Raw genomic sequence first — 26,101 nt, forward strand, 5'->3', positions numbered from 1 at the left:
TAAACGCGACGCATGAAAGCAGCGGCGAAAACGCAGAAACCAAAACGTCAGGAAGAACATGCCAACTTTATTAGTTGGCGTTTTGCGTTGTTATGCGGCTGTATTCTCCTGGCGCTGGCTTTTCTGCTCGGACGCGTAGCGTGGTTACAAGTTATCTCCCCGGATATGCTGGTGAAAGAGGGCGACATGCGTTCTCTTCGCGTTCAGCAAGTTTCCACCTCCCGCGGCATGATTACTGACCGTTCTGGTCGCCCGTTAGCGGTGAGCGTGCCGGTAAAAGCGATTTGGGCTGACCCGAAAGAAGTGCATGACGCTGGCGGTATCAGCGTCGGTGACCGCTGGAAGGCGCTGGCTAACGCGCTCAATATTCCGCTGGATCAGCTTTCTGCCCGCATTAACGCCAACCCGAAAGGGCGCTTTATTTATCTGGCGCGTCAGGTAAACCCTGACATGGCGGACTACATCAAAAAACTGAAACTGCCGGGTATTCATCTGCGTGAAGAATCTCGCCGTTATTATCCATCCGGCGAAGTGACTGCTCACCTCATTGGCTTTACTAACGTCGATAGTCAAGGGATTGAGGGCGTTGAGAAGAGTTTCGATAAATGGCTTACCGGGCAGCCGGGTGAGCGCATTGTGCGTAAAGACCGCTATGGTCGCGTAATTGAAGATATTTCTTCTACTGACAGCCAGGCAGCACACAACCTGGCGCTGAGTATTGATGAACGCCTGCAGGCGCTGGTTTATCGCGAACTGAACAACGCGGTGGCCTTTAACAAGGCTGAATCTGGTAGCGCCGTGCTGGTGGATGTCAACACAGGTGAAGTGCTGGCGATGGCTAACAGCCCGTCATACAACCCTAACAATCTGAGCGGCACGCCGAAAGAGGCGATGCGTAACCGTACCATCACCGACGTGTTTGAACCGGGCTCAACGGTTAAACCGATGGTGGTGATGACCGCGTTGCAACGTGGCGTGGTGCGGGAAAACTCGGTACTCAATACCATTCCTTATCGAATTAACGGCCACGAAATCAAAGACGTGGCACGCTACAGCGAATTAACCCTGACCGGGGTATTACAGAAGTCGAGTAACGTCGGTGTTTCCAAGCTGGCGTTAGCGATGCCGTCCTCAGCGTTAGTAGATACTTACTCACGTTTTGGACTGGGAAAGCGACCAATTTGGGGTTGGTCGGAGAACGCAGTGGCTTATATCCTCAAAAACAACGGTGGTCTGACATAGAGAGGGCCACCTTCTCTTTCGGCTACGGGCTAATGGTAACACCGTTACAGTTAGCGCGAGTCTACGCAACTATCGGCAGCTACGGCATTTATCGCCCACTGTCGATTACCAAAGTTGACCCCCCGGTTCCCGGTGAACGTGTCTTCCCGGAATCCATTGTCCGCACCGTGGTGCATATGATGGAAAGCGTGGCGCTACCGGGCGGCGGCGGCGTGAAGGCGGCGATTAAAGGCTATCGTATCGCCATTAAAACCGGTACCGCGAAAAAGGTCGGGCCGGACGGTCGCTACATCAATAAATATATTGCTTATACCGCAGGCGTTGCGCCTGCGAGTCAGCCGCGCTTCGCGCTGGTTGTTGTTATCAACGATCCGCAGGCGGGTAAATACTACGGCGGCGCCGTTTCCGCGCCGGTCTTTGGTGCCATCATGGGCGGCGTATTGCGTACCATGAACATCGAGCCGGATGCGCTGACAACGGGCGATAAAAATGAATTTGTGATTAATCAAGGCGAGGGGACAGGTGGCAGATCGTAATTTGCGCGACCTTCTTGCTCCGTGGGTGCCAGACGCACCTTCGCGAGCACTGCGAGAGATGACACTCGACAGCCGTGTGGCTGCGGCGGGCGATCTCTTTGTAGCTGTAGTAGGTCATCAGGCGGACGGGCGTCGATATATCCCGCAGGCGATAGCGCAAGGTGTGGCTGCCATTATTGCAGAGGCGAAAGATGAGGCGACCGACGGTGAAATCCGTGAAATGCACGGCGTACCGGTCATCTATCTCAGCCAGCTCAACGAGCGTTTATCTGCACTGGCGGGCCGCTTTTACCATGAACCCTCTGACAATTTACGTCTCGTAGGCGTAACGGGCACCAACGGCAAAACCACGACTACCCAGCTGCTGGCGCAGTGGAGCCAACTGCTTGGCGAAACCAGCGCGGTAATGGGCACCGTTGGTAACGGTCTGCTGGGGAAAGTGATCCCGACAGAAAATACCACCGGTTCGGCAGTCGATGTTCAGCATGAGCTGGCGGGGCTGGTGGAGCAGGGCGCGACGTTTTGCGCAATGGAAGTTTCCTCCCACGGGCTGGTACAGCACCGTGTGGCGGCATTGAAATTTGCGGCGTCGGTCTTTACCAACTTAAGCCGCGATCACCTTGATTATCATGGTGATATGGAACACTACGAAGCTGCGAAATGGCTGCTTTATTCTGAACATCATTGCGGTCAGGCGATTATTAACGCCGACGATGAAGTGGGCCGCCGTTGGCTGGCAAAGCTGCCGGACGCGGTTGCGGTATCAATGGAAGATCATATTAATCCGAACTGTCACGGACGCTGGTTAAAAGTGATCGACGTGAACTATCACGACAGCGGTGTGACGATTCGCTTTAGCTCAAGTTGGGGCGATGGCGAAATTGAAAGCCATCTGATAGGCGCTTTTAACGTCAGCAACCTGCTGCTCGCGCTGGCGACACTGTTGGCACTCGGCTATCCATTGGCTGATCTGTTGAAAACCGCCGCGCGTCTGCAACCGGTTTGCGGACGTATGGAAGTGTTCACTGCGCCAGGCAAACCGACGGTGGTGGTGGATTACGCGCATACGCCGGATGCACTGGAAAAAGCCTTACAGGCGGCGCGTCTGCACTGTGCGGGCAAGCTGTGGTGTGTCTTTGGCTGTGGTGGCGATCGCGATAAAGGTAAGCGTCCACTGATGGGCGCAATTGCCGAAGAGTTTGCTGACGTGGCGGTGGTGACGGACGATAACCCGCGTACCGAAGAACCGCGTGCCATCATCAACGATATTCTGGCGGGAATGTTAGATGCCGGACATGCCAAAGTGATGGAAGGCCGTGCTGAAGCGGTGACTTGCGCCGTTATGCAGGCTAAAGAGAACGATGTGGTGCTGGTCGCGGGCAAAGGCCATGAAGATTACCAGATTGTTGGCAATCAGCGTCTGGACTACTCCGATCGCGTCACGGTGGCGCGTCTGCTGGGGGTGATTGCATGATTAGCGTAACCCTTAGCCAACTTACCGACATTCTCAACGGTGAACTGCAAGGTGCAGATATCACCCTTGATGCTGTAACCACTGATACCCGAAAACTGACGCCGGGCTGCCTGTTTGTTGCCCTGAAAGGAGAACGTTTTGATGCCCACGATTTTGCCGACCAGGCGAAAGCTGGCGGCGCGGGCGCACTACTAGTCAGCCGTCCGCTGGATATCGACCTGCCGCAGTTAATCGTCAAGGATACGCGTCTGGCGTTTGGTGAACTGGCTGCATGGGTTCGCCAGCAAGTTCCGGCGCGCGTGGTTGCTCTGACAGGTTCCTCCGGCAAAACCTCCGTTAAAGAGATGACGGCGGCGATTTTAAGCCAGTGCGGCAACACGCTTTATACGGCAGGCAATCTCAACAACGACATCGGTGTACCGATGACGTTGTTGCGCTTAACGCCGGAATACGATTACGCAGTTATTGAACTTGGCGCGAACCATCAGGGCGAAATAGCCTGGACTGTGAGTCTGACTCGCCCGGAAGCTGCGCTGGTCAACAACCTGGCAGCGGCGCATCTGGAAGGTTTTGGCTCGCTTGCGGGTGTCGCGAAAGCGAAAGGTGAAATCTTTAGCGGCCTGCCGGAAAACGGTATCGCCATTATGAACGCCGACAACAACGACTGGCTGAACTGGCAGAGCGTAATTGGCTCACGCAAAGTGTGGCGTTTCTCACCCAATGCCGCCAACAGCGATTTCACCGCCACCAATATCCATGTGACCTCGCACGGTACGGAATTTACCCTACAAACCCCAACCGGTAGCGTCGATGTTCTGCTGCCGTTGCCGGGGCGTCACAATATTGCGAATGCGCTGGCAGCCGCTGCGCTCTCCATGTCCGTGGGCGCAACGCTTGATGCTATCAAAGCGGGGCTGGCAAATCTGAAAGCTGTTCCAGGCCGTCTGTTCCCCATCCAACTGGCAGAAAACCAGTTGCTGCTCGACGACTCCTACAACGCCAATGTCGGTTCAATGACCGCCGCTGTTCAGGTACTGGCTGAAATGCCGGGCTACCGCGTGCTGGTGGTGGGCGATATGGCGGAACTGGGCGCTGAAAGCGAAGCCTGCCATGTACAGGTGGGCGAGGCGGCAAAAGCTGCTGGTATTGACCGCGTGTTAAGCGTGGGTAAACAAAGCCATGCTATCAGCACCGCCAGCGGCGTTGGCGAACATTTTGCTGATAAAACTGCGTTAATTACGCGTCTTAAATCACTGATTGCTGAGCAACAGGTAATTACGATTTTAGTTAAGGGTTCACGTAGTGCCGCCATGGAAGAGGTAGTACGCGCTTTACAGGAGAATGGGACATGTTAGTTTGGCTGGCCGAACATTTGGTCAAATATTATTCCGGCTTTAACGTCTTTTCCTATCTGACGTTTCGCGCCATCGTCAGCCTGCTGACCGCGCTGTTCATCTCATTGTGGATGGGCCCGCGTATGATTGCTCATTTGCAAAAACTTTCCTTTGGTCAGGTGGTGCGTAACGACGGTCCTGAATCACACTTCAGCAAGCGCGGTACGCCGACCATGGGCGGGATTATGATCCTGACGGCGATTGTGATCTCCGTACTGCTGTGGGCTTACCCGTCCAATCCGTACGTCTGGTGCGTGTTGGTGGTGCTGGTAGGTTACGGTGTTATTGGCTTTGTTGATGATTATCGCAAAGTGGTGCGTAAAGACACCAAAGGGTTGATCGCTCGTTGGAAGTATTTCTGGATGTCGGTCATTGCGCTGGGTGTCGCCTTCGCCCTGTACCTTGCCGGCAAAGACACGCCCGCAACGCAGCTGGTGGTCCCATTCTTTAAAGATGTGATGCCGCAGTTGGGGCTGTTCTACATTCTGCTGGCTTACTTCGTCATTGTGGGTACTGGCAACGCGGTAAACCTGACCGATGGTCTCGACGGCCTGGCAATTATGCCGACCGTATTTGTCGCCGGTGGTTTTGCGCTGGTGGCGTGGGCGACCGGCAACATGAACTTTGCCAGCTATTTACACATACCGTATCTGCGACACGCCGGGGAACTGGTTATTGTCTGTACCGCGATAGTCGGGGCAGGACTGGGCTTCCTGTGGTTTAACACCTATCCGGCGCAGGTCTTTATGGGCGATGTAGGTTCGCTGGCGTTAGGTGGTGCGTTAGGCATTATCGCCGTACTGCTACGTCAGGAATTCCTGCTGGTGATTATGGGGGGCGTGTTCGTGGTAGAAACGCTTTCTGTCATCCTGCAGGTCGGCTCCTTTAAACTGCGCGGACAACGTATTTTCCGCATGGCACCGATTCATCACCACTATGAACTGAAAGGCTGGCCGGAACCGCGCGTCATTGTGCGTTTCTGGATTATTTCGCTGATGCTGGTTCTGATTGGTCTGGCAACGCTGAAGGTACGTTAATCATGGCTGATTATCAGGGTAAAAATGTCGTCATTATCGGCCTGGGCCTCACCGGGCTTTCCTGCGTGGACTTTTTCCTCGCTCGCGGTGTGACGCCGCGCGTTATGGATACGCGTATGACACCGCCTGGCCTGGATAAATTACCCGAAGCCGTAGAACGCCACACGGGCAGTCTGAATGATGAATGGCTGATGGCGGCAGATCTGATTGTCGCCAGTCCCGGTATTGCACGGGCGCATCCATCCTTAAGCGCTGCCGCTGATGCCGGAATCGAAATCGTTGGCGATATCGAGCTGTTCTGCCGCGAAGCACAAGCACCGATTGTGGCGATTACCGGTTCTAACGGCAAAAGCACGGTCACCACGCTAGTGGGTGAAATGGCGAAAGCGGCGGGGGTTAACGTTGGTGTGGGTGGCAATATTGGCCTGCCAGCGTTGATGCTGCTTGATGCTGAGTGCGAACTGTACGTGCTGGAACTGTCGAGCTTCCAGCTGGAAACCACTTCCAGCTTACAGGCGGTGGCGGCGACCATTCTGAACGTGACTGAAGATCATATGGACCGCTATCCGTTTGGTTTGCAGCAATACCGTGCGGCAAAATTGCGTATTTACGAAAATGCGAAAGTTTGTGTCGTCAATGCTGATGATGCCTTAACAATGCCGATTCGCGGTGCTGATGAACGCTGCGTCAGCTTTGGCGTCAACATGGGTGACTATCACCTGAATCATCAGCAGGGAGAAACCTGGCTGCGAGTGAAAGGCGAGAAAGTGCTGAACGTGAAAGAGATGAAACTTTCTGGGCAGCATAACTACACCAATGCGCTGGCAGCACTGGCACTGGCAGACGCAGCTGGTTTGCCGCGCGCCAGCAGCCTGAAAGCGTTAACCACCTTCACCGGTCTGCCGCATCGCTTTGAAGTGGTGCTGGAGCACAATGGCGTACGCTGGATTAACGATTCGAAAGCCACTAACGTCGGCAGTACGGAAGCGGCGTTGAATGGCTTGCAGGTAGACGGCACGCTGCATTTGTTGCTGGGCGGCGATGGTAAATCGGCGGACTTCAGTCCACTGGCGCGCTATCTGAATGGCGACAACGTGCGTTTGTACTGTTTTGGTCGTGACGGTGCGCAGCTGGCGGCGCTACGCCCGGAAGTGGCAGAACAAACCGAAACTATGGAACAGGCGATGCGCTTGCTGGCTCCGCGTGTTCAGCCGGGCGATATGGTTCTGCTCTCCCCGGCCTGTGCCAGCCTTGATCAGTTCAAGAACTTTGAACAACGAGGCAATGAGTTTGCCCGTCTGGCGAAGGAGTTAGGTTGATGCGTTTATCTCTCCCTCGCCTGAAAATGCCGCGCCTGCCAGGATTCAGTATCCTGGTCTGGATCTCCACGGCGCTAAAAGGCTGGGTGATGGGCTCGCGGGAAAAAGATACCGACAGCCTGATCATGTACGATCGCACCTTACTGTGGCTGACCTTCGGCCTTGCGGCGATTGGCTTTATCATGGTGACCTCGGCGTCAATGCCCATAGGGCAACGCTTAACCAACGATCCGTTCTTCTTCGCGAAGCGTGATGGCGTCTATCTGATCCTGGCATTCATTCTGGCGATCATTACGCTGCGTCTGCCGATGGAGTTCTGGCAACGCTACAGTGCCACGATGCTGCTCGGATCTATCATCCTGCTGATGATCGTGCTGGTAGTGGGTAGCTCGGTTAAAGGGGCATCGCGTTGGATCGATCTCGGTTTGCTGCGTATCCAGCCTGCGGAGCTGACAAAACTGTCGCTGTTTTGTTATATCGCCAACTATCTGGTGCGTAAAGGCGACGAAGTACGTAATAACCTGCGCGGCTTCCTGAAACCGATGGGCGTGATTCTGGTGTTGGCAGTGTTACTGCTGGCACAGCCAGACCTTGGTACGGTGGTGGTGGTGTTTGTGACTACGCTGGCGATGTTGTTCCTGGCGGGAGCGAAATTGTGGCAGTTCATTGCCATTATCGGTATGGGCATTTCAGCGGTTGTGTTGCTGATACTCGCCGAACCGTACCGTATCCGCCGTGTTACCGCATTCTGGAACCCGTGGGAAGATCCCTTTGGCAGCGGCTATCAGTTAACGCAATCGCTGATGGCGTTTGGTCGCGGCGAACTTTGGGGACAAGGTTTAGGTAACTCGGTACAAAAACTGGAGTATCTGCCGGAAGCGCACACTGACTTTATTTTCGCCATTATCGGCGAAGAACTGGGGTATGTCGGTGTGGTGCTGGCACTTTTAATGGTATTCTTCGTCGCTTTTCGCGCGATGTCGATTGGCCGCAAAGCGTTAGAAATTGACCACCGTTTTTCCGGTTTTCTCGCCTGTTCTATTGGCATCTGGTTTAGCTTCCAGGCGCTGGTTAACGTAGGCGCGGCGGCGGGGATGTTACCGACCAAAGGTCTGACATTGCCGCTGATCAGTTACGGTGGTTCGAGCTTACTGATTATGTCGACAGCCATCATGATGCTGTTGCGTATTGATTATGAAACGCGTCTGGAGAAAGCGCAGGCGTTTGTACGAGGTTCACGATGAGTGGTCAAGGAAAGCGATTAATGGTGATGGCAGGCGGAACCGGTGGACATGTATTCCCGGGACTGGCGGTTGCGCACCATCTAATGGCTCAGGGTTGGCAAGTTCGCTGGCTGGGGACTGCCGACCGTATGGAAGCGGACTTAGTGCCAAAACATGGCATCGAAATTGATTTCATTCGTATCTCTGGTCTGCGTGGAAAAGGTATAAAAGCACTGATAGCTGCGCCGCTGCGTATCTTCAACGCCTGGCGTCAGGCGCGGGCGATTATGAAAGCGTACAAACCTGACGTGGTACTCGGTATGGGCGGCTATGTATCAGGTCCAGGTGGTCTGGCCGCGTGGTCGTTAGGCATTCCGGTTGTACTTCATGAACAAAACGGTATTGCGGGCTTAACCAATAAATGGCTGGCGAAGATTGCCACCAAAGTGATGCAGGCGTTTCCAGGCGCTTTCCCTAATGCGGAAGTGGTGGGTAACCCGGTGCGTATCGATGTGCTGGCGCTGCCGTTGCCGCAGCAACGTTTGGCTGGACGTGAAGGTCCGGTTCGTGTGCTGGTAGTGGGTGGTTCCCAGGGCGCACGCATTCTTAACCAGACAATGCCGCAGGTTGCTGCGAAACTGGGTGATTCAGTCACTATCTGGCATCAGAGCGGTAAAGGTTCGCAACAATCCGTTGAACAGGCGTATGCCGAAGCGGGGCAACCGCAGCATAAAGTGACGGAATTTATTGATGATATGGCGGCGGCGTATGCGTGGGCGGATGTCGTCGTTTGCCGCTCCGGTGCTTTAACGGTGAGTGAAATCGCCGCGGCAGGACTACCGGCGTTGTTTGTGCCGTTTCAACATAAAGACCGCCAGCAATACTGGAATGCGCTACCGCTGGAAAAAGCGGGCGCAGCCAAAATTATCGAGCAGCCACAGCTTAGCGTGGATGCTGTCGCCAACACCCTGGCCGGGTGGTCGCGAGAAACCTTATTAACCATGGCAGAACGCGCCCGCGCTGCATCCATTCCGGATGCCACCGAGCGAGTGGCAAATGAAGTGAGCCGGGCTGCCCGGGCGTAATTGTAGCGATGCCTTTTGCATCGTATGAATTTAAGAAGTTAATGGCGTAAAGAATGAATACACAACAATTGGCAAAACTGCGTTCCATCGTGCCCGAAATGCGTCGCGTTCGGCACATACATTTTGTCGGCATCGGTGGTGCCGGTATGGGCGGTATTGCCGAAGTTCTGGCCAATGAAGGTTATCAGATCAGTGGTTCCGATTTAGCGCCAAATCCGGTCACGCAGCAGTTAATGAATCTGGGAGCGACGATTTATTTCAACCATCGCCCGGAAAACGTACGTGATGCCAGCGTGGTCGTTGTTTCCAGCGCCATTTCTGCCGATAACCCGGAAATTGTCGCAGCTCATGAAGCGCGTATTCCGGTGATCCGTCGTGCCGAAATGCTGGCTGAGTTAATGCGTTTTCGTCATGGCATCGCCATTGCAGGAACGCACGGCAAAACGACAACCACCGCGATGGTTTCCAGCATCTACGCAGAAGCGGGGCTCGACCCAACCTTCGTTAACGGCGGGCTGGTAAAAGCGGCGGGGGTTCATGCGCGTTTGGGGCATGGTCGGTACCTGATTGCCGAAGCAGATGAGAGTGATGCATCGTTCCTGCATCTGCAACCGATGGTGGCGATTGTCACCAATATCGAAGCCGACCACATGGATACCTACCAGGGCGACTTTGAGAATTTAAAACAGACTTTTATTAATTTTCTGCACAACCTGCCGTTTTACGGTCGTGCGGTGATGTGTGTTGATGATCCGGTGATCCGCGAATTGTTACCGCGTGTGGGACGTCAGACCACGACTTACGGCTTCAGCGAAGATGCCGACGTGCGTGTAGAAGATTATCAGCAGATTGGCCCGCAGGGGCACTTTACGCTGCTGCGCCAGGACAAAGAGCCGATGCGCGTCACCCTGAATGCGCCAGGCCGTCATAACGCGCTGAACGCCGCAGCTGCGGTTGCGGTTGCTACGGAAGAGGGAATTGACGACGAGGCTATTTTGCGTGCGCTGGAGAGCTTCCTGGGGACTGGTCGCCGTTTTGATTTCCTCGGTGAATTCCCGCTGGAGCCAGTGAATGGTAAAAGCGGTACGGCAATGCTGGTCGATGACTACGGCCACCACCCGACGGAAGTTGACGCCACCATTAAAGCGGCGCGCGCAGGCTGGCCGGATAAAAACCTGGTAATGCTGTTTCAGCCGCACCGTTTTACCCGTACGCGCGACCTGTATGATGATTTCGCCAATGTGCTGACACAGGTTGATACCCTGTTGATGCTGGAAGTGTATCCGGCTGGCGAAGCGCCAATTCCGGGAGCGGACAGCCGTTCGCTGTGTCGCACAATTCGTGGACGTGGGAAAATTGATCCCATTCTGGTGCCGGACCCTGCGCAGGTAGCCGAGATGCTGGCACCGGTATTAACCGGTAACGACCTGATTCTCGTTCAGGGGGCTGGTAATATCGGAAAAATTGCCCGTTCTTTAGCTGAAATCAAACTGAAGCCGCAAACTCCGGAGGAAGAACAACATGACTGATAAAATCGCGGTCCTGTTGGGCGGGACTTCCGCTGAGCGGGAAGTTTCTCTGAATTCTGGCGCAGCGGTGTTAGCCGGGCTGCGTGAAGGTGGTATTGATGCGTATCCTGTCGACCCGAAAGAAGTCGACGTGACGCAACTGAAGTCGATGGGTTTTCAGAAAGTGTTTATCGCGCTACACGGTCGCGGCGGTGAAGATGGTACGCTGCAGGGCATGCTCGAGCTGATGGGCTTGCCTTATACCGGCAGCGGAGTGATGGCATCTGCGCTTTCAATGGATAAACTACGCAGCAAACTGCTGTGGCAAGGTGCCGGTTTACCGGTCGCGCCGTGGGTAGCGTTAACCCGCGCAGAGTTTGAAAAAGGCCTGAGCGATAAGCAGTTAGCAGAAATTTCTGCTCTGGGTTTGCCGGTTATCGTTAAGCCGAGCCGCGAAGGTTCCAGTGTGGGAATGTCAAAAGTAGTAGCAGAAAATGCTCTACAAGATGCATTAAGATTGGCATTTCAGCACGATGAAGAAGTATTGATTGAAAAATGGCTAAGTGGGCCGGAGTTCACGGTTGCGATACTCGGTGAAGAAATTTTACCGTCAATACGTATTCAACCGTCCGGAACCTTCTATGATTATGAGGCGAAGTATCTCTCTGATGAGACACAGTATTTCTGCCCCGCAGGTCTGGATGCGTCACAAGAGGCCAATTTGCAGGCATTAGTGCTGAAAGCATGGACGACGTTAGGTTGCAAAGGATGGGGACGTATTGACGTTATGCTGGACAGCGATGGACAGTTTTATCTGCTGGAAGCCAATACCTCACCGGGTATGACCAGCCACAGCCTGGTGCCGATGGCGGCACGTCAGGCAGGTATGAGCTTCTCGCAGTTGGTAGTACGAATTCTGGAACTGGCGGACTAATATGTCGCAGGCTGCTCTGAACACGCGAAACAGCGAAGAAGAGGTTTCTTCTCGCCGCAATAATGGAACGCGTCTGGCGGGGATCCTTTTCCTGCTGACCGTTTTAACGACAGTGTTGGTGAGCGGCTGGGTCGTGTTGGGCTGGATGGAAGATGCGCAACGCCTGCCGCTCTCAAAGCTGGTGTTGACCGGTGAACGCCATTACACGCGTAATGACGATATCCGGCAGTCGATCCTGGCATTGGGTGAGCCGGGTACCTTTATGACCCAGGATGTCAACATCATCCAGACGCAAATAGAACAACGCCTGCCGTGGATTAAGCAGGTGAGCGTCAGAAAGCAGTGGCCTGATGAATTGAAGATTCATCTGGTTGAATATGTGCCGATTGCGCGGTGGAATGATCAACATATGGTAGACGCGGAAGGAAACACCTTCAGCGTGCCGCCAGATCGCACCAGCAAGCAGGTGCTTCCAATGCTGTATGGCCCGGAAGGCAGCGCCAATGAAGTGTTGCAGGGCTATCGCGAAATGGGGCAGATGCTGGCAAAGGACAGATTTACTCTGAAGGAAGCGGCGATGACCGCGCGGCGTTCCTGGCAGTTGACGCTGAATAACGATATTAAGCTCAATCTTGGCCGGGGCGATACGATGAAACGTTTGGCTCGCTTTGTAGAACTTTATCCGGTTTTACAGCAGCAGGCGCAAACCGATGGCAAACGGATTAGCTACGTTGATTTGCGTTATGACTCTGGAGCGGCAGTAGGCTGGGCGCCCTTGCCGCCAGAGGAATCTACTCAGCAACAAAATCAGGCACAGGCAGAACAACAATGATCAAGGCGACGGACAGAAAACTGGTAGTAGGACTAGAGATTGGTACCGCGAAGGTTGCCGCTTTAGTAGGGGAAGTTCTGCCCGACGGTATGGTCAATATCATTGGCGTGGCAGCTGCCCGTCACGTGGTATGGATAAAGGCGGGGTGAACGACCTCGAATCCGTGGTCAAGTGCGTACAACGCGCCATTGACCAGGCAGAATTGATGGCAGATTGTCAGATCTCTTCGGTATATCTGGCGCTTTCTGGTAAGCACATCAGCTGCCAGAATGAAATTGGTATGGTGCCTATTTCTGAAGAAGAAGTGACGCAAGAAGATGTGGAAAACGTCGTCCATACCGCGAAATCGGTGCGTGTGCGCGATGAACATCGTGTGCTGCATGTGATCCCGCAAGAGTATGCGATTGACTATCAGGAAGGGATCAAGAATCCGGTAGGACTTTCGGGCGTGCGGATGCAGGCAAAAGTGCACCTGATCACATGTCACAACGATATGGCGAAAAACATCGTCAAAGCGGTTGAACGTTGTGGGCTGAAAGTTGACCAACTGATATTTGCCGGACTGGCATCAAGTTATTCGGTATTGACGGAAGATGAACGTGAACTGGGTGTCTGCGTCGTCGATATCGGAGGTGGTACAATGGATATCGCCGTTTATACCGGTGGGGCATTGCGCCACACTAAGGTAATTCCTTATGCTGGCAATGTCGTGACCAGTGATATCGCTTACGCCTTTGGCACGCCGCCAAGCGACGCCGAAGCGATTAAAGTTCGCCACGGTTGTGCGCTGGGTTCCATCGTTGGAAAAGATGAGAGCGTGGAAGTGCCGAGCGTAGGCGGTCGTCCGCCACGGAGTCTGCAACGTCAGACCCTGGCAGAGGTGATCGAGCCGCGCTATACCGAGCTGCTCAACCTGGTCAACGAAGAGATATTGCAGTTGCAGGAAAAGCTTCGCCAACAAGGGGTTAAACATCACCTGGCGGCAGGCATTGTATTAACCGGTGGCGCAGCGCAGATCGAAGGTCTTGCAGCCTGTGCTCAGCGCGTGTTTCATACGCAAGTGCGTATCGGCGCGCCGCTGAACATTACCGGTTTAACGGATTATGCTCAGGAGCCGTATTATTCGACGGCGGTGGGATTGCTTCACTATGGGAAAGAGTCACATCTTAACGGTGAAGCTGAAGTAGAAAAACGTGTTACAGCATCAGTTGGCTCGTGGATCAAGCGACTCAATAGTTGGCTGCGAAAAGAGTTTTAATTTTTATGAGGCCGACGATGATTACGGCCTCAGGCGACAGGCACAAATCGGAGAGAAACTATGTTTGAACCAATGGAACTTACCAATGACGCGGTGATTAAAGTCATCGGCGTCGGCGGCGGCGGCGGTAATGCTGTTGAACACATGGTGCGCGAGCGCATTGAAGGTGTTGAATTCTTCGCGGTAAATACCGATGCACAAGCGCTGCGTAAAACAGCGGTTGGACAGACGATTCAAATCGGTAGCGGTATCACCAAAGGACTGGGCGCTGGCGCTAATCCAGAAGTTGGCCGCAATGCGGCTGATGAGGATCGCGATGCATTGCGTGCGGCGCTGGAAGGTGCAGACATGGTCTTTATTGCTGCGGGTATGGGTGGTGGTACCGGTACAGGTGCAGCACCAGTCGTCGCTGAAGTGGCAAAAGATTTGGGTATCCTGACCGTTGCTGTCGTCACTAAGCCTTTCAACTTTGAAGGCAAGAAGCGTATGGCATTCGCGGAGCAGGGGATCACTGAACTGTCCAAGCATGTGGACTCTCTGATCACTATCCCGAACGACAAACTGCTGAAAGTTCTGGGCCGCGGTATCTCCCTGCTGGATGCGTTTGGCGCAGCGAACGATGTACTGAAAGGCGCTGTGCAAGGTATCGCTGAACTGATTACTCGTCCGGGTTTGATGAACGTGGACTTTGCAGACGTACGCACCGTAATGTCTGAGATGGGCTACGCAATGATGGGTTCTGGCGTGGCGAGCGGTGAAGACCGTGCGGAAGAAGCTGCTGAAATGGCTATCTCTTCTCCGCTGCTGGAAGATATCGACCTGTCTGGCGCGCGCGGCGTGCTGGTTAACATCACGGCGGGCTTCGACCTGCGTCTGGATGAGTTCGAAACGGTAGGTAACACCATCCGTGCATTTGCTTCCGACAACGCGACTGTGGTTATCGGTACTTCTCTTGACCCGGATATGAATGACGAGCTGCGCGTAACCGTTGTTGCGACAGGTATCGGCATGGACAAACGTCCTGAAATCACTCTGGTGACCAATAAGCAGGTTCAGCAGCCAGTGATGGATCGCTACCAGCAGCATGGGATGGCTCCGCTGACCCAGGAGCAGAAGCCGGTTGCTAAAGTCGTGAATGACAATGCGCCGCAAACTGCGAAAGAGCCGGATTATCTGGATATCCCAGCATTCCTGCGTAAGCAAGCTGATTAAGAATTGACTGGAATTTTGGTTTCGAGGCTCTTTGTGCTAAACTGGCCCGCCGAATGTATAGTACACTTCGGTTGGATAGGTAATTTGGCGAGATAATACGATGATCAAACAAAGGACACTTAAACGTATCGTTCAGGCGACGGGTGTCGGTTTACATACCGGCAAGAAAGTCACTCTGACGTTACGCCCTGCGCCGGCCAACACCGGGGTCATCTATCGTCGCACCGACTTGAATCCACCGGTAGATTTCCCGGCCGATGCCAAATCTGTGCGTGATACCATGCTCTGTACGTGTCTGGTCAACGAGCATGATGTACGGATTTCAACCGTAGAGCACCTCAATGCTGCTCTCGCGGGCCTGGGCATCGATAACATTGTTATCGAAGTTAACGCGCCGGAAATCCCGATCATGGACGGCAGCGCCGCTCCGTTTGTATACCTGCTGCTTGACGCCGGTATCGACGAGTTGAACTGCGCCAAAAAATTTGTTCGCATCAAAGAGACTGTTCGTGTCGAAGATGGCGATAAGTGGGCTGAATTTAAGCCGTACAATGGTTTTTCGCTGGATTTCACCATCGATTTTAACCATCCGGCTATTGATTCCAGCAACCAGCGCTATGCGATGAACTTCTCCGCTGATGCGTTTATGCGCCAGATCAGCCGTGCGCGTACGTTCGGTTTCATGCGTGATATCGAATATCTGCAGTCCCGTGGTTTGTGCCTGGGCGGCAGCTTCGATTGTGCCATCGTTGTTGACGATTATCGCGTACTGAACGAAGACGGCCTGCGTTTTGAAGACGAATTTGTGCGTCACAAAATGCTCGATGCGATCGGTGACTTGTTCATGTGTGGTCACAATATTATTGGTGCATTTATCGCTTATAAATCCGGTCATGCACTGAATAACAAACTGCTGCAGGCTGTCCTGGCGAAACAGGAAGCCTGGGAATATGTGACCTTCCAGGACGACGCAGAACTGCCGTTGGCCTTCAAAGCGCCTTCAGCTGTACTGGCATAACGACATTTATACTGTCGTATAAAATTCGACTGGCAAATCTGGCACTCTCTCCGGCCAGGTGAACCAGTCGTTTTTTTTTGAATTTTATAAGAGCTATAAAAAACGGTGCGAACGCTGTTTTCTTAAGCACTTTTACGCACAACTTATCTTCATTCATGCTGTGGACTTCAGGCTTTAATGATAAGATTTGTGCGCTAAATACGTTTGAATTCGATCGGGATGGCAATAACGTGAGTGGAATACTGACGCGCTGGCGACAGTTTGGTAAACGCTACTTCTGGCCGCATCTCTTATTAGGGATGGTCGCGGCGAGTTTCGGTTTGCCTGCGCTCAGCAACGCCGCCGAACCAAACGTGCCCGCAAAAGCGACAACCCGCAACCACGAGCCTTCAGCCAAAGTTAACTTTGGTCAATTGGCCTTGCTGGAAGCGAACACACGCCGCCCGAATTCGAACTATTCCGTTGATTACTGGCATCAATATGCCATTCGCACGGTAATCCGTCATCTTTCTTTCGCAATGGCACCGCAAACACTGCCCGTTGCTGAAGAATCTTTGCCTCTTCAGGCGCAACATCTTGCATTACTGGATACGCTCAGCGCGCTGCTGACCCAGGAAGGCACGCCGTCTGAAAAGGGTTATCGCATTGATTATGCGCATTTTACCCCACAAGCAAAATTCAGCACGCCCGTCTGGATAAGCCAGGCGCAAGGCATCCGTGCTGGCCCTCAACGCCTCACCTAACAACAATAAACCTTTACTTCATTTTATTAACTCCGCAACGCGGGGCGTTTGAGATTTTATTATGCTAATCAAATTGTTAACTAAAGTTTTCGGTAGTCGTAACGATCGCACCCTGCGCCGGATGCGCAAAGTGGTCAACATCATCAATGCCATGGAACCGGAGATGGAAAAACTCTCCGACGAAGAACTGAAAGGGAAAACCGCAGAGTTTCGTGCACGTCTGGAAAAAGGCGAAGTGCTGGAAAATCTGATCCCGGAAGCTTTCGCCGTGGTACGTGAGGCAAGTAAGCGCGTCTTTGGTATGCGTCACTTCGACGTTCAGTTACTCGGCGGTATGGTTCTTAACGAACGCTGCATCGCCGAAATGCGTACCGGTGAAGGTAAAACCCTGACCGCAACGCTGCCTGCTTACCTGAACGCACTAACCGGTAAAGGCGTGCACGTAGTTACCGTCAACGACTACCTGGCGCAACGTGACGCCGAAAACAACCGTCCGCTGTTTGAATTCCTTGGCCTGACTGTCGGTATCAACCTGCCGGGCATGCCAGCACCGGCAAAGCGCGAAGCTTACGCAGCTGACATCACTTACGGTACGAACAACGAATACGGCTTTGACTACCTGCGCGACAATATGGCGTTCAGCCCTGAAGAACGTGTACAGCGTAAACTGCACTATGCGCTGGTGGACGAAGTGGACTCCATCCTGATCGATGAAGCGCGTACACCGCTGATCATTTCCGGCCCGGCAGAAGACAGCTCGGAAATGTATAAACGCGTGAATAAAATTATTCCGCACCTGATCCGTCAGGAAAAAGAAGACTCCGAAACCTTCCAGGGCGAAGGCCACTTCTCGGTGGACGAAAAATCTCGCCAGGTGAACCTGACCGAACGTGGTCTGGTGCTGATTGAAGAACTGCTGGTGAAAGAGGGCATCATGGATGAAGGGGAGTCTCTGTACTCTCCGGCCAACATCATGCTGATGCACCACGTAACGGCGGCGCTGCGCGCTCATGCGCTGTTTACCCGCGACGTCGACTACATCGTTAAAGATGGTGAAGTTATCATCGTTGACGAACACACCGGTCGTACCATGCAGGCCGTCGCTGGTCCGATGGTCTGCACCAGGCTGTGGAAGCGAAAGAAGGTGTGCAGATCCAGAACGAAAACCAAACGCTGGCTTCGATCACCTTCCAGAACTACTTCCGTCTGTATGAAAAACTGGCGGGGATGACCGGTACTGCTGATACCGAAGCTTTCGAATTTAGCTCCATCTACAAGCTGGATACCGTCGTTGTTCCGACCAACCGTCCAATGATTCGTAAAGATCTGCCGGACCTGGTCTACATGACTGAAGCGGAAAAAATTCAGGCGATCATTGAAGATATCAAAGAACGTACTGCGAAAGGCCAGCCGGTGCTGGTGGGTACTATCTCCATCGAAAAATCGGAGCTGGTGTCAAACGAACTGACCAAAGCCGGTATTAAGCACAACGTCCTGAACGCCAAATTCCACGCCAACGAAGCGGCGATTGTTGCTCAGGCAGGTTATCCGGCTGCGGTGACTATCGCGACCAATATGGCGGGTCGTGGTACAGATATTGTGCTCGGTGGTAGCTGGCAGGCAGAAGTTGCCGCGCTGGAAAATCCGACCGCAGAGCAAATTGAAAAAATTAAAGCCGACTGGCAGGTACGTCACGATGCGGTACTGGAAGCAGGTGGCCTGCATATCATCGGTACCGAGCGTCACGAATCCCGTCGTATCGATAACCAGTTGCGCGGTCGTTCTGGTCGTCAGGGGGATGCTGGTTCTTCCCGTTTCTACCTGTCGATGGAAGATGCGCTGATGCGTATTTTTGCTTCCGACCGAGTATCCGGCATGATGCGTAAACTGGGTATGAAGCCAGGCGAAGCCATTGAACACCCGTGGGTGACTAAAGCGATTGCCAACGCCCAGCGTAAAGTTGAAAGTCGTAACTTCGACATTCGTAAGCAACTGCTGGAATATGATGACGTGGCTAACGATCAGCGTCGCGCCATTTACTCCCAGCGTAATGAACTGCTGGATGTCAGCGATGTGAGCGAAACCATCAACAGCATTCGTGAAGATGTGTTCAAAGCCACCATTGATGCCTACATTCCGCCACAGTCGCTGGAAGAAATGTGGGATATTCCGGGGCTGCAGGAACGTCTGAAGAACGATTTCGACCTCGATTTACCAATTGCCGAGTGGCTGGATAAAGAACCAGAACTGCATGAAGAGACGCTGCGTGAGCGCATTCTGGCGCAGTCCATCGAAGTGTATCAGCGTAAAGAAGAAGTGGTTGGTGCTGAGATGATGCGTCACTTCGAGAAAGGCGTCATGCTGCAAACGCTTGACTCCCTGTGGAAAGAGCACCTGGCAGCGATGGACTATCTGCGTCAGGGTATCCACCTGCGTGGCTATGCACAGAAAGATCCGAAGCAGGAATACAAACGTGAATCGTTCTCCATGTTTGCAGCGATGCTGGAGTCGTTGAAATATGAAGTTATCAGTACGCTGAGCAAAGTTCAGGTACGTATGCCTGAAGAGGTTGAGGAGCTGGAACAACAGCGTCGTATGGAAGCCGAGCGTTTAGCGCAAATGCAGCAGCTTAGCCATCAGGATGACGACTCTGCAGCCGCAGCTGCATTGGCGGCGCAAACCGGTGAGCGCAAAGTAGGACGTAACGATCCTTGCCCGTGCGGTTCTGGTAAAAAATACAAGCAGTGTCATGGCCGCCTGCAATAAAAGCTAACTGTTGAAGCAAAAGGCGCAGGATTCTGCGCCTTTTTTATAGGTTTAAAACAATGAAAAAGCTGCAAATTGCGGTAGGTATTATTCGCAACGAGAACAATGAAATCTTTATAACGCGTCGCGCAGCAGATGCGCACATGGCGAATAAACTGGAGTTTCCCGGCGGTAAAATTGAAATGGGCGAAACGCCGGAACAGGCGGTGGTGCGTGAACTTCAGGAAGAGGTCGGGATTACCCCACAACATTTTTCGCTATTTGAAAAACTGGCATATGAATTCCCGGACAGGCATATAACTCTGTGGTTCTGGCTGGTCGAAAGTTGGGAAGGGGTGCCGTGGGGTAAAGAAGGGCAACCCGGTGAGTGGATGTCGCTGGTCGGTCTTAATGCCGATGATTTTCCGCCAGCCAATGAACCGGTAATTGCGAAGCTTAAGCGTCTGTAGTCTGTAGGTCGGATAAGGCGTTCACGCCGCATCCGACATTTGCACAAGATGCCTGATGCGACGCTGTCCGCGTCTTATCAGGCCTATGTGCGGCATCAGACCAATGTCACTGCTTTGGCTCTTCGCTCCAGTCATCGCTTTCGGAAAGATCGCCACTGCTGGGGATTCGTTTTTCTTCAGCAGCCCATTCTCCGAGGTCGATCAGCTGACAACGTTTGGAGCAAAATGGCCGAAACGGGCTGATTTCACCCCACACCACCGTTTTCCCGCAGGTTGGGCAATTCACCGTAATAGTTTCTGACATTTTCACTCCTTAGCAACAGGCCAGTTCGAAATCTAGACGTTCCGGTACCTGTCCGTTTTCACTGTCCAGCGGCATAAAACGAATGGCAAAACGGCTCTTATGTCCGGAAATTTGCGGATAAAGCTGTGAATCGAGCGACAGATTCAGGCGCAGCAAGTCGGCATCGCCACCGTTATCCTGATAAAAACCATTCAGGCTGGTTTGTTTACGGAAGGGGGCCGACTGGCGAATTAAATCCAGCACCATGGTAAGTGCCTGGGTGAGCGGGTTCAGGCTGGCAATCCAGGTTTCTACCTGGCTGTCGCGCTGCGCCTGGGGTAGATGCAGCCAAATGTGCAATGTAGGTAAATCAAAGCTGCAACAGCCGCCTGGGATGCTCAGTCGCTGACGCACCAGAGCAATCAAACGATCTTCACGCAGAAATTGCCCGATACGCGGCGCGGAAATTAATACGCTCCCCGCCGCTTTTAACTGCTGAATTAATGCTTCAATACGGCTCTGGTCCACGCCAGGCACGCCAATCCAGGTCTGGAGTTTACGTTGCTGCCGGTCAAGTTCTTTCAACAGCTCAGTGCGGACTTCGCCGCGCTCGAAAACATCCAGTAATTCACTGACATTACGGAAGAAATGCAGCGCGCCAGCGTGGTCAACGATGGGTAAATTAACGGTGAGTTGCTGAATCAAAAACTCAATGCGCAGCCATGTACGCATTTTTTCATTTAGTGGATGTTCAAAAAGGACCTGGGTCTGCATTACGGTTTTTCCTGTGAGACAAACTGCGACGCAAGCTGCAAATAGTGTGCGTGCAGGCGGGCAACATCCGATGCGATAGCATCCGGTGCGCCGTTATTATCAATGACGTCATCTGCCACGGCAAGGCGGGCTTCGCGCGTTGCCTGAGCAGCAAGGATTTGTTCGACATGCTCGCGAGTTACATCATCGCGCTGCATGGTGCGCTTAAGTTGCGTTTCTGGGCTGACATCCACCACCAGCACTCGATTCGCTTTTTTATACAGTGAGTTTTCTACCAGCAATGGCACAACCCACAGTACATAGGGGGAAGTAGCTTGCTGGATCTGGTGTTGCGTCTCTTGCTGAATCAGCGGATGCAGCAGGGCGTTAAGCCAGTTTTTCTCTTCCGGGTTGGCGAAGATCCGCTCGCGCAAGGCCCGGCGCTGCAATGTTCCATCAGCAGCAATCATGTTAGCGCCAAAGTGATCAGCAATGGCATGTAGCGCAGGTGCACCTGGTTCAACCACCTGACGCGCAATAATATCGGCATCAATGACGTTAATTCCGAGATCAGCAAACGCATTGGCAACGGTACTCTTGCCACTGCCAATGCCTCCCGTTAAGGCAACTATATACCTCATAATTTATATTCCCGGGAATTCATCATGATTATCAAAACGTTAAAAATGAGTGCACGAAAGCGAAATTGATGAAACGTTCGCTCACTATTTACCAGGTAAATTTATGGGATTGTAGCGTAAAAAAAGACAATTTCGCAGTCTTGCGCCGCATTGATTAGTGCGTATGATAGCGTCACTGGAGTTGCGCTCTTACCCTTATAGCCATTAACCCCAGGAATCCGCACATGCGTATTGAAGAAGATCTGAAGTTAGGTTTTAAAGACGTTCTCATCCGCCCTAAACGCTCCACTCTTAAAAGCCGTTCCGATGTTGAACTGGAACGTCAATTCACCTTCAAACATTCAGATCAGAGCTGGTCCGGCGTGCCGATTATCGCCGCAAATATGGACACCGTAGGTACATTTTCTATGGCCTCTGCGCTGGCTTCTTTTGATATTTTGACTGCTGTGCATAAACACTATTCTGTCGAAGAGTGGCAAGCGTTTATCAACAATTCTTCCGCTGATGTGCTGAAACATGTGATGGTTTCTACCGGTACGTCTGATGCGGATTTCGAAAAAACTAAACAGATTCTCGACCTGAACCCGGCATTAAACTTTGTTTGTATTGATGTGGCGAATGGTTATTCCGAACACTTCGTGCAGTTCGTTGCGAAAGCGCGTGAAGCGTGGCCGACCAAAACCATTTGTGCTGGCAACGTAGTGACTGGTGAAATGTGTGAGGAGCTTATCCTCTCCGGTGCTGATATCGTTAAAGTTGGCATTGGCCCAGGTTCTGTTTGTACAACTCGCGTCAAAACAGGCGTCGGTTATCCGCAGCTTTCTGCGGTAATCGAATGTGCCGATGCGGCGCACGGTCTGGGCGGAATGATCGTCAGCGACGGTGGCTGCACCACGCCGGGCGATGTCGCAAAAGCCTTTGGCGGCGGTGCCGATTTCGTCATGCTTGGCGGCATGCTGGCGGGCCACGAAGAGAGCGGCGGTCGCATCGTTGAGGAGAACGGCGAGAAATTTATGCTGTTCTACGGCATGAGCTCCGAGTCTGCGATGAAACGTCACGTTGGCGGCGTTGCGGAATATCGCGCAGCAGAAGGTAAAACCGTTAAGCTGCCGCTGCGAGGCCCGGTTGAAAATACCGCGCGTGATATTTTGGGCGGCCTGCGTTCAGCTTGTACATACGTTGGGGCTTCACGCCTGAAAGAACTGACCAAGCGCACCACATTTATCCGTGTGCAGGAACAAGAAAACCGCATCTTCAACAACCTGTAATCTTCCAACGCTGGTGTGGAGCAACACGCCAGCGTTATCCCATCCCACTCATCGCATCGCCTAAATGGAAAATTGGCAGATACATCGCCACCACCAGCGTACCGATAATTCCTCCCGTTATGATCAGCAACGCCGGTTCCAGTAAGGCTGCGAGGTTATCCGCCAGCGCCATTGTGTTATCCCGATGATGATGGGCGAGGTTGTCTAACATGAGGTCCAGCGAGCCGGATGCCTCTCCTGTTCTCACTAATTGCAAACAGAGCGGGCTAAACTCCCCGGTATTTTTTAGCGCCAGCCAGATGGGATGACCGTTACTGATATCGTGCTGGATTTGTGTCAGAAGTTGCACCCAGTACGGGCAGCGCATTGTTTCTCTGACGCTCTCTACGCCCTGCAAAAAAGTAATGCCTGCACTTTGTGTCAGCGCCAGAATCGTAAAGATCTGCGTGAGTTTTTGTCCCCGCATCAGTGAACCCATAATCGGGATGCGTAACAGCAATTTCTGCCGCACTATAAGCCAAGTCGGTCGGCGCATCAGCAACTTATTGGCTATCGCCAGCAGAAAGCCGAACAACACCAGCAGCCAGCTCCATTCGCCACTAAAGTCTGCCAGCGTCATGATCCCCTGCGTTAGTGCCGGTAGTGGGGTGTTGAAGGTCTTATAGATAGCGGCAAACTCCGGCAGAACAAAATGCAGCATTGCCACAACCACCATGATTGCCATCGCTAAAATGATGATGGGATAACGTAACGCTGATTTCACTTTGTCGGTCAACTGACGCTGGGCTTTTTGCTGACGCGCCAGTTCAAAGCAGCATTCATCCAGCTTACCGGTCAGTTCACCCGTGCGGATCATCGCCTGATAGAGTGGCGGAAATACCTCTGACCAGGGTAATAAGGCATTGGAAAAAGCAATGCCCTGTTCGAGATCGTGCGCCAGCGATTGCAGCAACGCTTGCCATTGCTTACTGGGATGCTGTTCCGCCAGCAGTGCCAGCCCTTCAGAAAGCGTTAACCCGGCTTTGAGTAGCGTCGCCAGTTGATGAATGACTTCCGCGCTTTTATCTCCTCGCCACTGCGCAGAATTGATGGCGATTCGCTTCAGGCTAAGTGGGGTAACCATCTGTTGCTGTAGTGCCATGAGCAGCAAAGCACGGCTCTCTGCCCATAGCATCCCATCTTGCGCATTGCCGTCGCCGGTTATGCCATGCCAGCGCCAGAGTTGCTTACTCGCCATGCGGCATCCCCAGTACGCGGATTAACTCTTCAAAGGTGGTTAAGCCTTGCTCCACGGCTAGGCAGCCGTTTTCAAAAAGCGTACGCATACCCGCCTGTCGTGCGTGCGTTTCCAGCGATTCAACGTCGGTATTAGCGGAAATAAGCTGGCGTATGGCTGGTGTAATGGGCAGGACTTCAAACAAGGCGGTACGACCATAAAAACCGTGGTAGCAATGTACACAACCGGGTGCCTGCCAGTGGGGCAGCGGCGACGGCCATACATTGTCTGGAATATGGATGGGCTCCCCTTGCTGCTGGCGACAATGTGGGCAAAATTTACGTACCAGACGCTGGGCTATTACCAGCGTAAGCGCTGATGAGAGCATCCAGCGGGCGACTCCCATTTGCTGTAAACGTACCAGCGTTTCGCAGGTGGAATTAGTGTGTAGGGTAGACAACACCAGGTGACCGGTTTGCGCGGCTTTAATGGCAATTTCTGCCGTTTCGCCATCGGATCATGATGACGTCAGGATCCTGGCGCAATAACGCACGCAAAACGCCCTGAAAGGTGAGCCCGGCACGCGGATGGATTTGCGTCTGGTTTAGTCCGGCTATGGGGATCTCAACCGGATCTTCGACGCTACAAATATTAATGTCAGCGGTATTCAGCTTTTGCAGGGCACTATAAAGCGTGACCGTTTTGCCGCTGCCTGTAGGGCCAGTTACCAGCACCAGTCCCTGTGGTTGTTGCAAGGCATGAGCAAAGTCCGCCAGTTGTAACGGCTGCATTCCCAGCGTGTTAACATCCAGTGCCTGGTTCACCTGCTGTAACAACCTTAATACTACCTTTTCACCACCCCGACATGGTAAGGTCGCAATACGAAATGAGACGGCGTTTCCTGCCAGTTCGACAGTGAATTGCCCGTCCTGCGGCAGGCGATGTTCCGCAATATCCAGGTTTCCCAGCACTTTTAATCTGGCGGTTAATGCGACTCCGGCATCCGGTGAAACATCCGGTAAAGGATGCAATACGCCGTCGATACGCAAGCGGATGCGGTAGGCATTGTCCGCTGGTTCGATATGAATATCAGACGCACGTTGTTCCAGCGCAGATTGTAACGTTCGAGTCAGCAACTCTGCTTTCGACTGATGCTTCTCCTGAACAGCTACGGGCAATGTCTGTTGTGTGCGACTGGCGTGGCCTTCCATTTGTTGGCGCGTCCAGCAGGTGATCTCAATACGTTTGGTGGTAGCGAAATGCAATGCGTCCAGCAACTCATGCGAAGGTGCATCGACTACCGCAACATGAACCACCTCTTCGCTGGCATCCAGCAAGACTCCCTGATAACGCAGACACAGGGCGGTGAGCTGTGGAATATTCATTGCCGCTCCTTAGTTGGCGTCATCAAAGCGGAAGACATCTTCGCAGGCTTGCTGCAATGCGCTGTCACTTTGAATATTGCAGTTGCGCGCCCAGCCGGTGACGCCGTTTGCGTTATCCCAACCTGGCGTCATGACGACGCTTAGTCCATTGAGACTTTCTTGCCCGGTCAGCGACACCACGCCTTTTGCCACACTCATGGCTGAAACATAGCGGGTGGTGGTAGGCGAGGGAATGCCATTGCTGCCACCGTCGCAGGTATCTAATCCACCGGTAATGCTGCCAACTTACTGATTTAGTGTATGATGGTGATTTAAAGGTGCTTGCGTGGCTTCCATTTCCATCAGATGTCCTTCCTGCTCCGCTACTGAAGGCGTGGTGCGTAACGGCAAAAGCACTGCCGGACATCAGCGCTATCTCTGCTCTCATTGCCGTAAAACATGGCAACTACAGTTCACTTACACCGCCTCTCAGCCCGGTACGCACCAGAAAATCATTGATATGGCCATGAATGGCGTCGGATGTCG

General features: G+C 53.1%; 20 protein-coding genes and 5 pseudogenes. 19 read left to right on the forward strand and 6 right to left on the reverse strand.

Annotated features, from left to right (window positions below; all coding sequences use genetic code 11):
• Window positions 1-12: 12 nt before the first annotated feature.
• The 16 genes and pseudogenes from ftsI to mutT all read left to right on the forward strand — a co-directional run bounded on the left by ftsI (window position 13) and on the right by mutT (window position 20,030).
• Window positions 13-1,778, forward strand: a pseudogene (gene ftsI, locus BFF42_RS08160) (peptidoglycan glycosyltransferase FtsI).
• Entirely contained in the window at window positions 1,765-3,252 is a 1,488-nt protein-coding gene (gene murE / locus BFF42_RS08165; RefSeq protein WP_000785143.1) for a UDP-N-acetylmuramoyl-L-alanyl-D-glutamate--2,6-diaminopimelate ligase, read from the forward strand. Before ftsI ends, murE begins: the two are co-directional and overlap by 14 nt.
• Window positions 3,249-4,607, forward strand: coding sequence for a UDP-N-acetylmuramoyl-tripeptide--D-alanyl-D-alanine ligase (gene murF / locus BFF42_RS08170; RefSeq protein ID WP_000626688.1), 1,359 nt, complete (start codon window positions 3,249-3,251; stop codon window positions 4,605-4,607). The genes murE and murF overlap by 4 nt, the downstream gene beginning before the upstream one ends.
• The gene (gene mraY, locus BFF42_RS08175; RefSeq protein WP_000964131.1) at window positions 4,601-5,683 is read left to right on the forward strand and encodes a phospho-N-acetylmuramoyl-pentapeptide-transferase; all 1,083 of its coding nucleotides are present in this window, start codon (window positions 4,601-4,603) and stop codon (window positions 5,681-5,683) included. The genes murF and mraY overlap by 7 nt, the downstream gene beginning before the upstream one ends.
• A gap of 2 nt (window positions 5,684-5,685) precedes the next feature.
• Window positions 5,686-7,002 (forward strand): UDP-N-acetylmuramoyl-L-alanine--D-glutamate ligase, encoded by a 1,317-nt coding sequence (gene murD, locus BFF42_RS08180; protein WP_000796488.1) that lies wholly within the window; start codon window positions 5,686-5,688, stop codon window positions 7,000-7,002.
• Window positions 7,002-8,246, forward strand: a complete 1,245-nt coding sequence (ftsW, locus tag BFF42_RS08185; protein WP_001369939.1) for a cell division protein FtsW — start codon at window positions 7,002-7,004, stop codon at window positions 8,244-8,246. Before murD ends, ftsW begins: the two co-directional genes overlap by 1 nt.
• Entirely contained in the window at window positions 8,243-9,310 is a 1,068-nt protein-coding gene (murG, locus tag BFF42_RS08190) for an undecaprenyldiphospho-muramoylpentapeptide beta-N-acetylglucosaminyltransferase (protein ID WP_000016552.1), read from the forward strand. Before ftsW ends, murG begins: the two co-directional genes overlap by 4 nt.
• A gap of 53 nt (window positions 9,311-9,363) precedes the next feature.
• On the forward strand, window positions 9,364-10,839 hold the full coding sequence (gene murC, locus BFF42_RS08195; RefSeq protein ID WP_001096043.1) for a UDP-N-acetylmuramate--L-alanine ligase: 1,476 nt from the start codon (window positions 9,364-9,366) through the stop codon (window positions 10,837-10,839).
• Entirely contained in the window at window positions 10,832-11,752 is a 921-nt protein-coding gene (gene ddlB / locus BFF42_RS08200; protein WP_000130053.1) for a D-alanine--D-alanine ligase, read from the forward strand. The genes murC and ddlB overlap by 8 nt, the downstream gene beginning before the upstream one ends.
• Window position 11,753: 1 nt before the next feature.
• Window positions 11,754-12,584, forward strand: coding sequence for a cell division protein FtsQ (gene ftsQ / locus BFF42_RS08205; protein WP_000075744.1), 831 nt, complete (start codon window positions 11,754-11,756; stop codon window positions 12,582-12,584).
• Window positions 12,581-13,842, forward strand: a pseudogene (gene ftsA, locus BFF42_RS08210) (cell division protein FtsA). Before ftsQ ends, ftsA begins: the two are co-directional and overlap by 4 nt.
• A gap of 60 nt (window positions 13,843-13,902) precedes the next feature.
• Window positions 13,903-15,054, forward strand: a complete 1,152-nt coding sequence (ftsZ, locus tag BFF42_RS08215; protein WP_000462776.1) for a cell division protein FtsZ — start codon at window positions 13,903-13,905, stop codon at window positions 15,052-15,054.
• A gap of 100 nt (window positions 15,055-15,154) precedes the next feature.
• The gene (gene lpxC / locus BFF42_RS08220) at window positions 15,155-16,072 is read left to right on the forward strand and encodes a UDP-3-O-acyl-N-acetylglucosamine deacetylase (RefSeq protein WP_000595479.1); all 918 of its coding nucleotides are present in this window, start codon (window positions 15,155-15,157) and stop codon (window positions 16,070-16,072) included.
• 230 nt (window positions 16,073-16,302) lie between these two features.
• The gene (gene secM, locus BFF42_RS08225; protein WP_024258549.1) at window positions 16,303-16,815 is read left to right on the forward strand and encodes a secA translation cis-regulator SecM; all 513 of its coding nucleotides are present in this window, start codon (window positions 16,303-16,305) and stop codon (window positions 16,813-16,815) included.
• Window positions 16,816-16,876: 61 nt separating this feature from the next.
• Window positions 16,877-19,581 (forward strand): annotated as a pseudogene (gene secA / locus BFF42_RS08230) (preprotein translocase subunit SecA).
• 59 nt (window positions 19,582-19,640) lie between these two features.
• Window positions 19,641-20,030: an 8-oxo-dGTP diphosphatase MutT gene (gene mutT / locus BFF42_RS08235; RefSeq protein ID WP_000736004.1), complete on the forward strand. Its 390-nt coding sequence runs from the start codon at window positions 19,641-19,643 to the stop codon at window positions 20,028-20,030.
• Between the two features lie 106 nt (window positions 20,031-20,136).
• On the opposite strand, the gene yacG is transcribed toward mutT, so the two are convergent.
• The 3 genes from yacG to coaE are packed head-to-tail and all read right to left on the reverse strand — an operon-like array spanning window position 20,137 to window position 21,707.
• Window positions 20,137-20,334, reverse strand: a complete 198-nt coding sequence (gene yacG, locus BFF42_RS08240; protein ID WP_000005042.1) for a DNA gyrase inhibitor YacG — start codon at window positions 20,332-20,334, stop codon at window positions 20,137-20,139.
• Window positions 20,335-20,343: 9 nt separating this feature from the next.
• On the reverse strand, window positions 20,344-21,087 hold the full coding sequence (gene zapD / locus BFF42_RS08245) for a cell division protein ZapD (RefSeq protein ID WP_001194731.1): 744 nt from the start codon (window positions 21,085-21,087) through the stop codon (window positions 20,344-20,346).
• Window positions 21,087-21,707 carry a dephospho-CoA kinase gene (gene coaE, locus BFF42_RS08250; RefSeq protein WP_001269520.1) on the reverse strand — a complete coding sequence of 207 codons (621 nt, stop codon included), beginning with the start codon at window positions 21,705-21,707 and terminating at the stop codon, window positions 21,087-21,089. Before coaE ends, zapD begins: the two co-directional genes overlap by 1 nt.
• A gap of 24 nt (window positions 21,708-21,731) precedes the next feature.
• On the opposite strand from coaE, the gene BFF42_RS27220 reads away from it, so the two are divergent.
• Together BFF42_RS27220 and guaC are read left to right on the forward strand one after the other, a co-directional pair.
• Window positions 21,732-21,776 carry a protein YacM gene (locus BFF42_RS27220; RefSeq protein ID WP_120795372.1) on the forward strand — a complete coding sequence of 15 codons (45 nt, stop codon included), beginning with the start codon at window positions 21,732-21,734 and terminating at the stop codon, window positions 21,774-21,776.
• 155 nt (window positions 21,777-21,931) lie between these two features.
• A complete protein-coding gene (gene guaC / locus BFF42_RS08255) occupies window positions 21,932-22,975 on the forward strand; it encodes a GMP reductase (protein ID WP_001217317.1) in 1,044 nt (347 codons plus the stop codon).
• 34 nt (window positions 22,976-23,009) lie between these two features.
• Here the strand turns inward: guaC and hofC are convergent, their stop codons facing one another.
• The 3 genes and pseudogenes from hofC to BFF42_RS08270 all read right to left on the reverse strand — a co-directional run.
• Window positions 23,010-24,212 carry a protein transport protein HofC gene (gene hofC, locus BFF42_RS08260; RefSeq protein ID WP_000157234.1) on the reverse strand — a complete coding sequence of 401 codons (1,203 nt, stop codon included), beginning with the start codon at window positions 24,210-24,212 and terminating at the stop codon, window positions 23,010-23,012.
• A pseudogene (gene gspE, locus BFF42_RS08265) lies at window positions 24,202-25,576 on the reverse strand (type II secretion system protein GspE). Before gspE ends, hofC begins: the two are co-directional and overlap by 11 nt.
• A gap of 9 nt (window positions 25,577-25,585) precedes the next feature.
• Window positions 25,586-25,846 (reverse strand): annotated as a pseudogene (locus BFF42_RS08270) (prepilin peptidase-dependent pilin); the annotation flags it as partial.
• 55 nt (window positions 25,847-25,901) lie between these two features.
• Here BFF42_RS08270 and BFF42_RS08275 point away from each other — a divergent pair.
• Window positions 25,902-26,101, forward strand: a 200-nt coding sequence (locus BFF42_RS08275) for an IS1 family transposase (RefSeq protein WP_001638972.1), incomplete at its 3' end; no start/stop codon positions are given.

It is taken from the genome of Shigella sp. FC1661, from assembly GCF_001712525.1.
Classification (GTDB): domain Bacteria; phylum Pseudomonadota; class Gammaproteobacteria; order Enterobacterales; family Enterobacteriaceae; genus Escherichia; species Escherichia coli.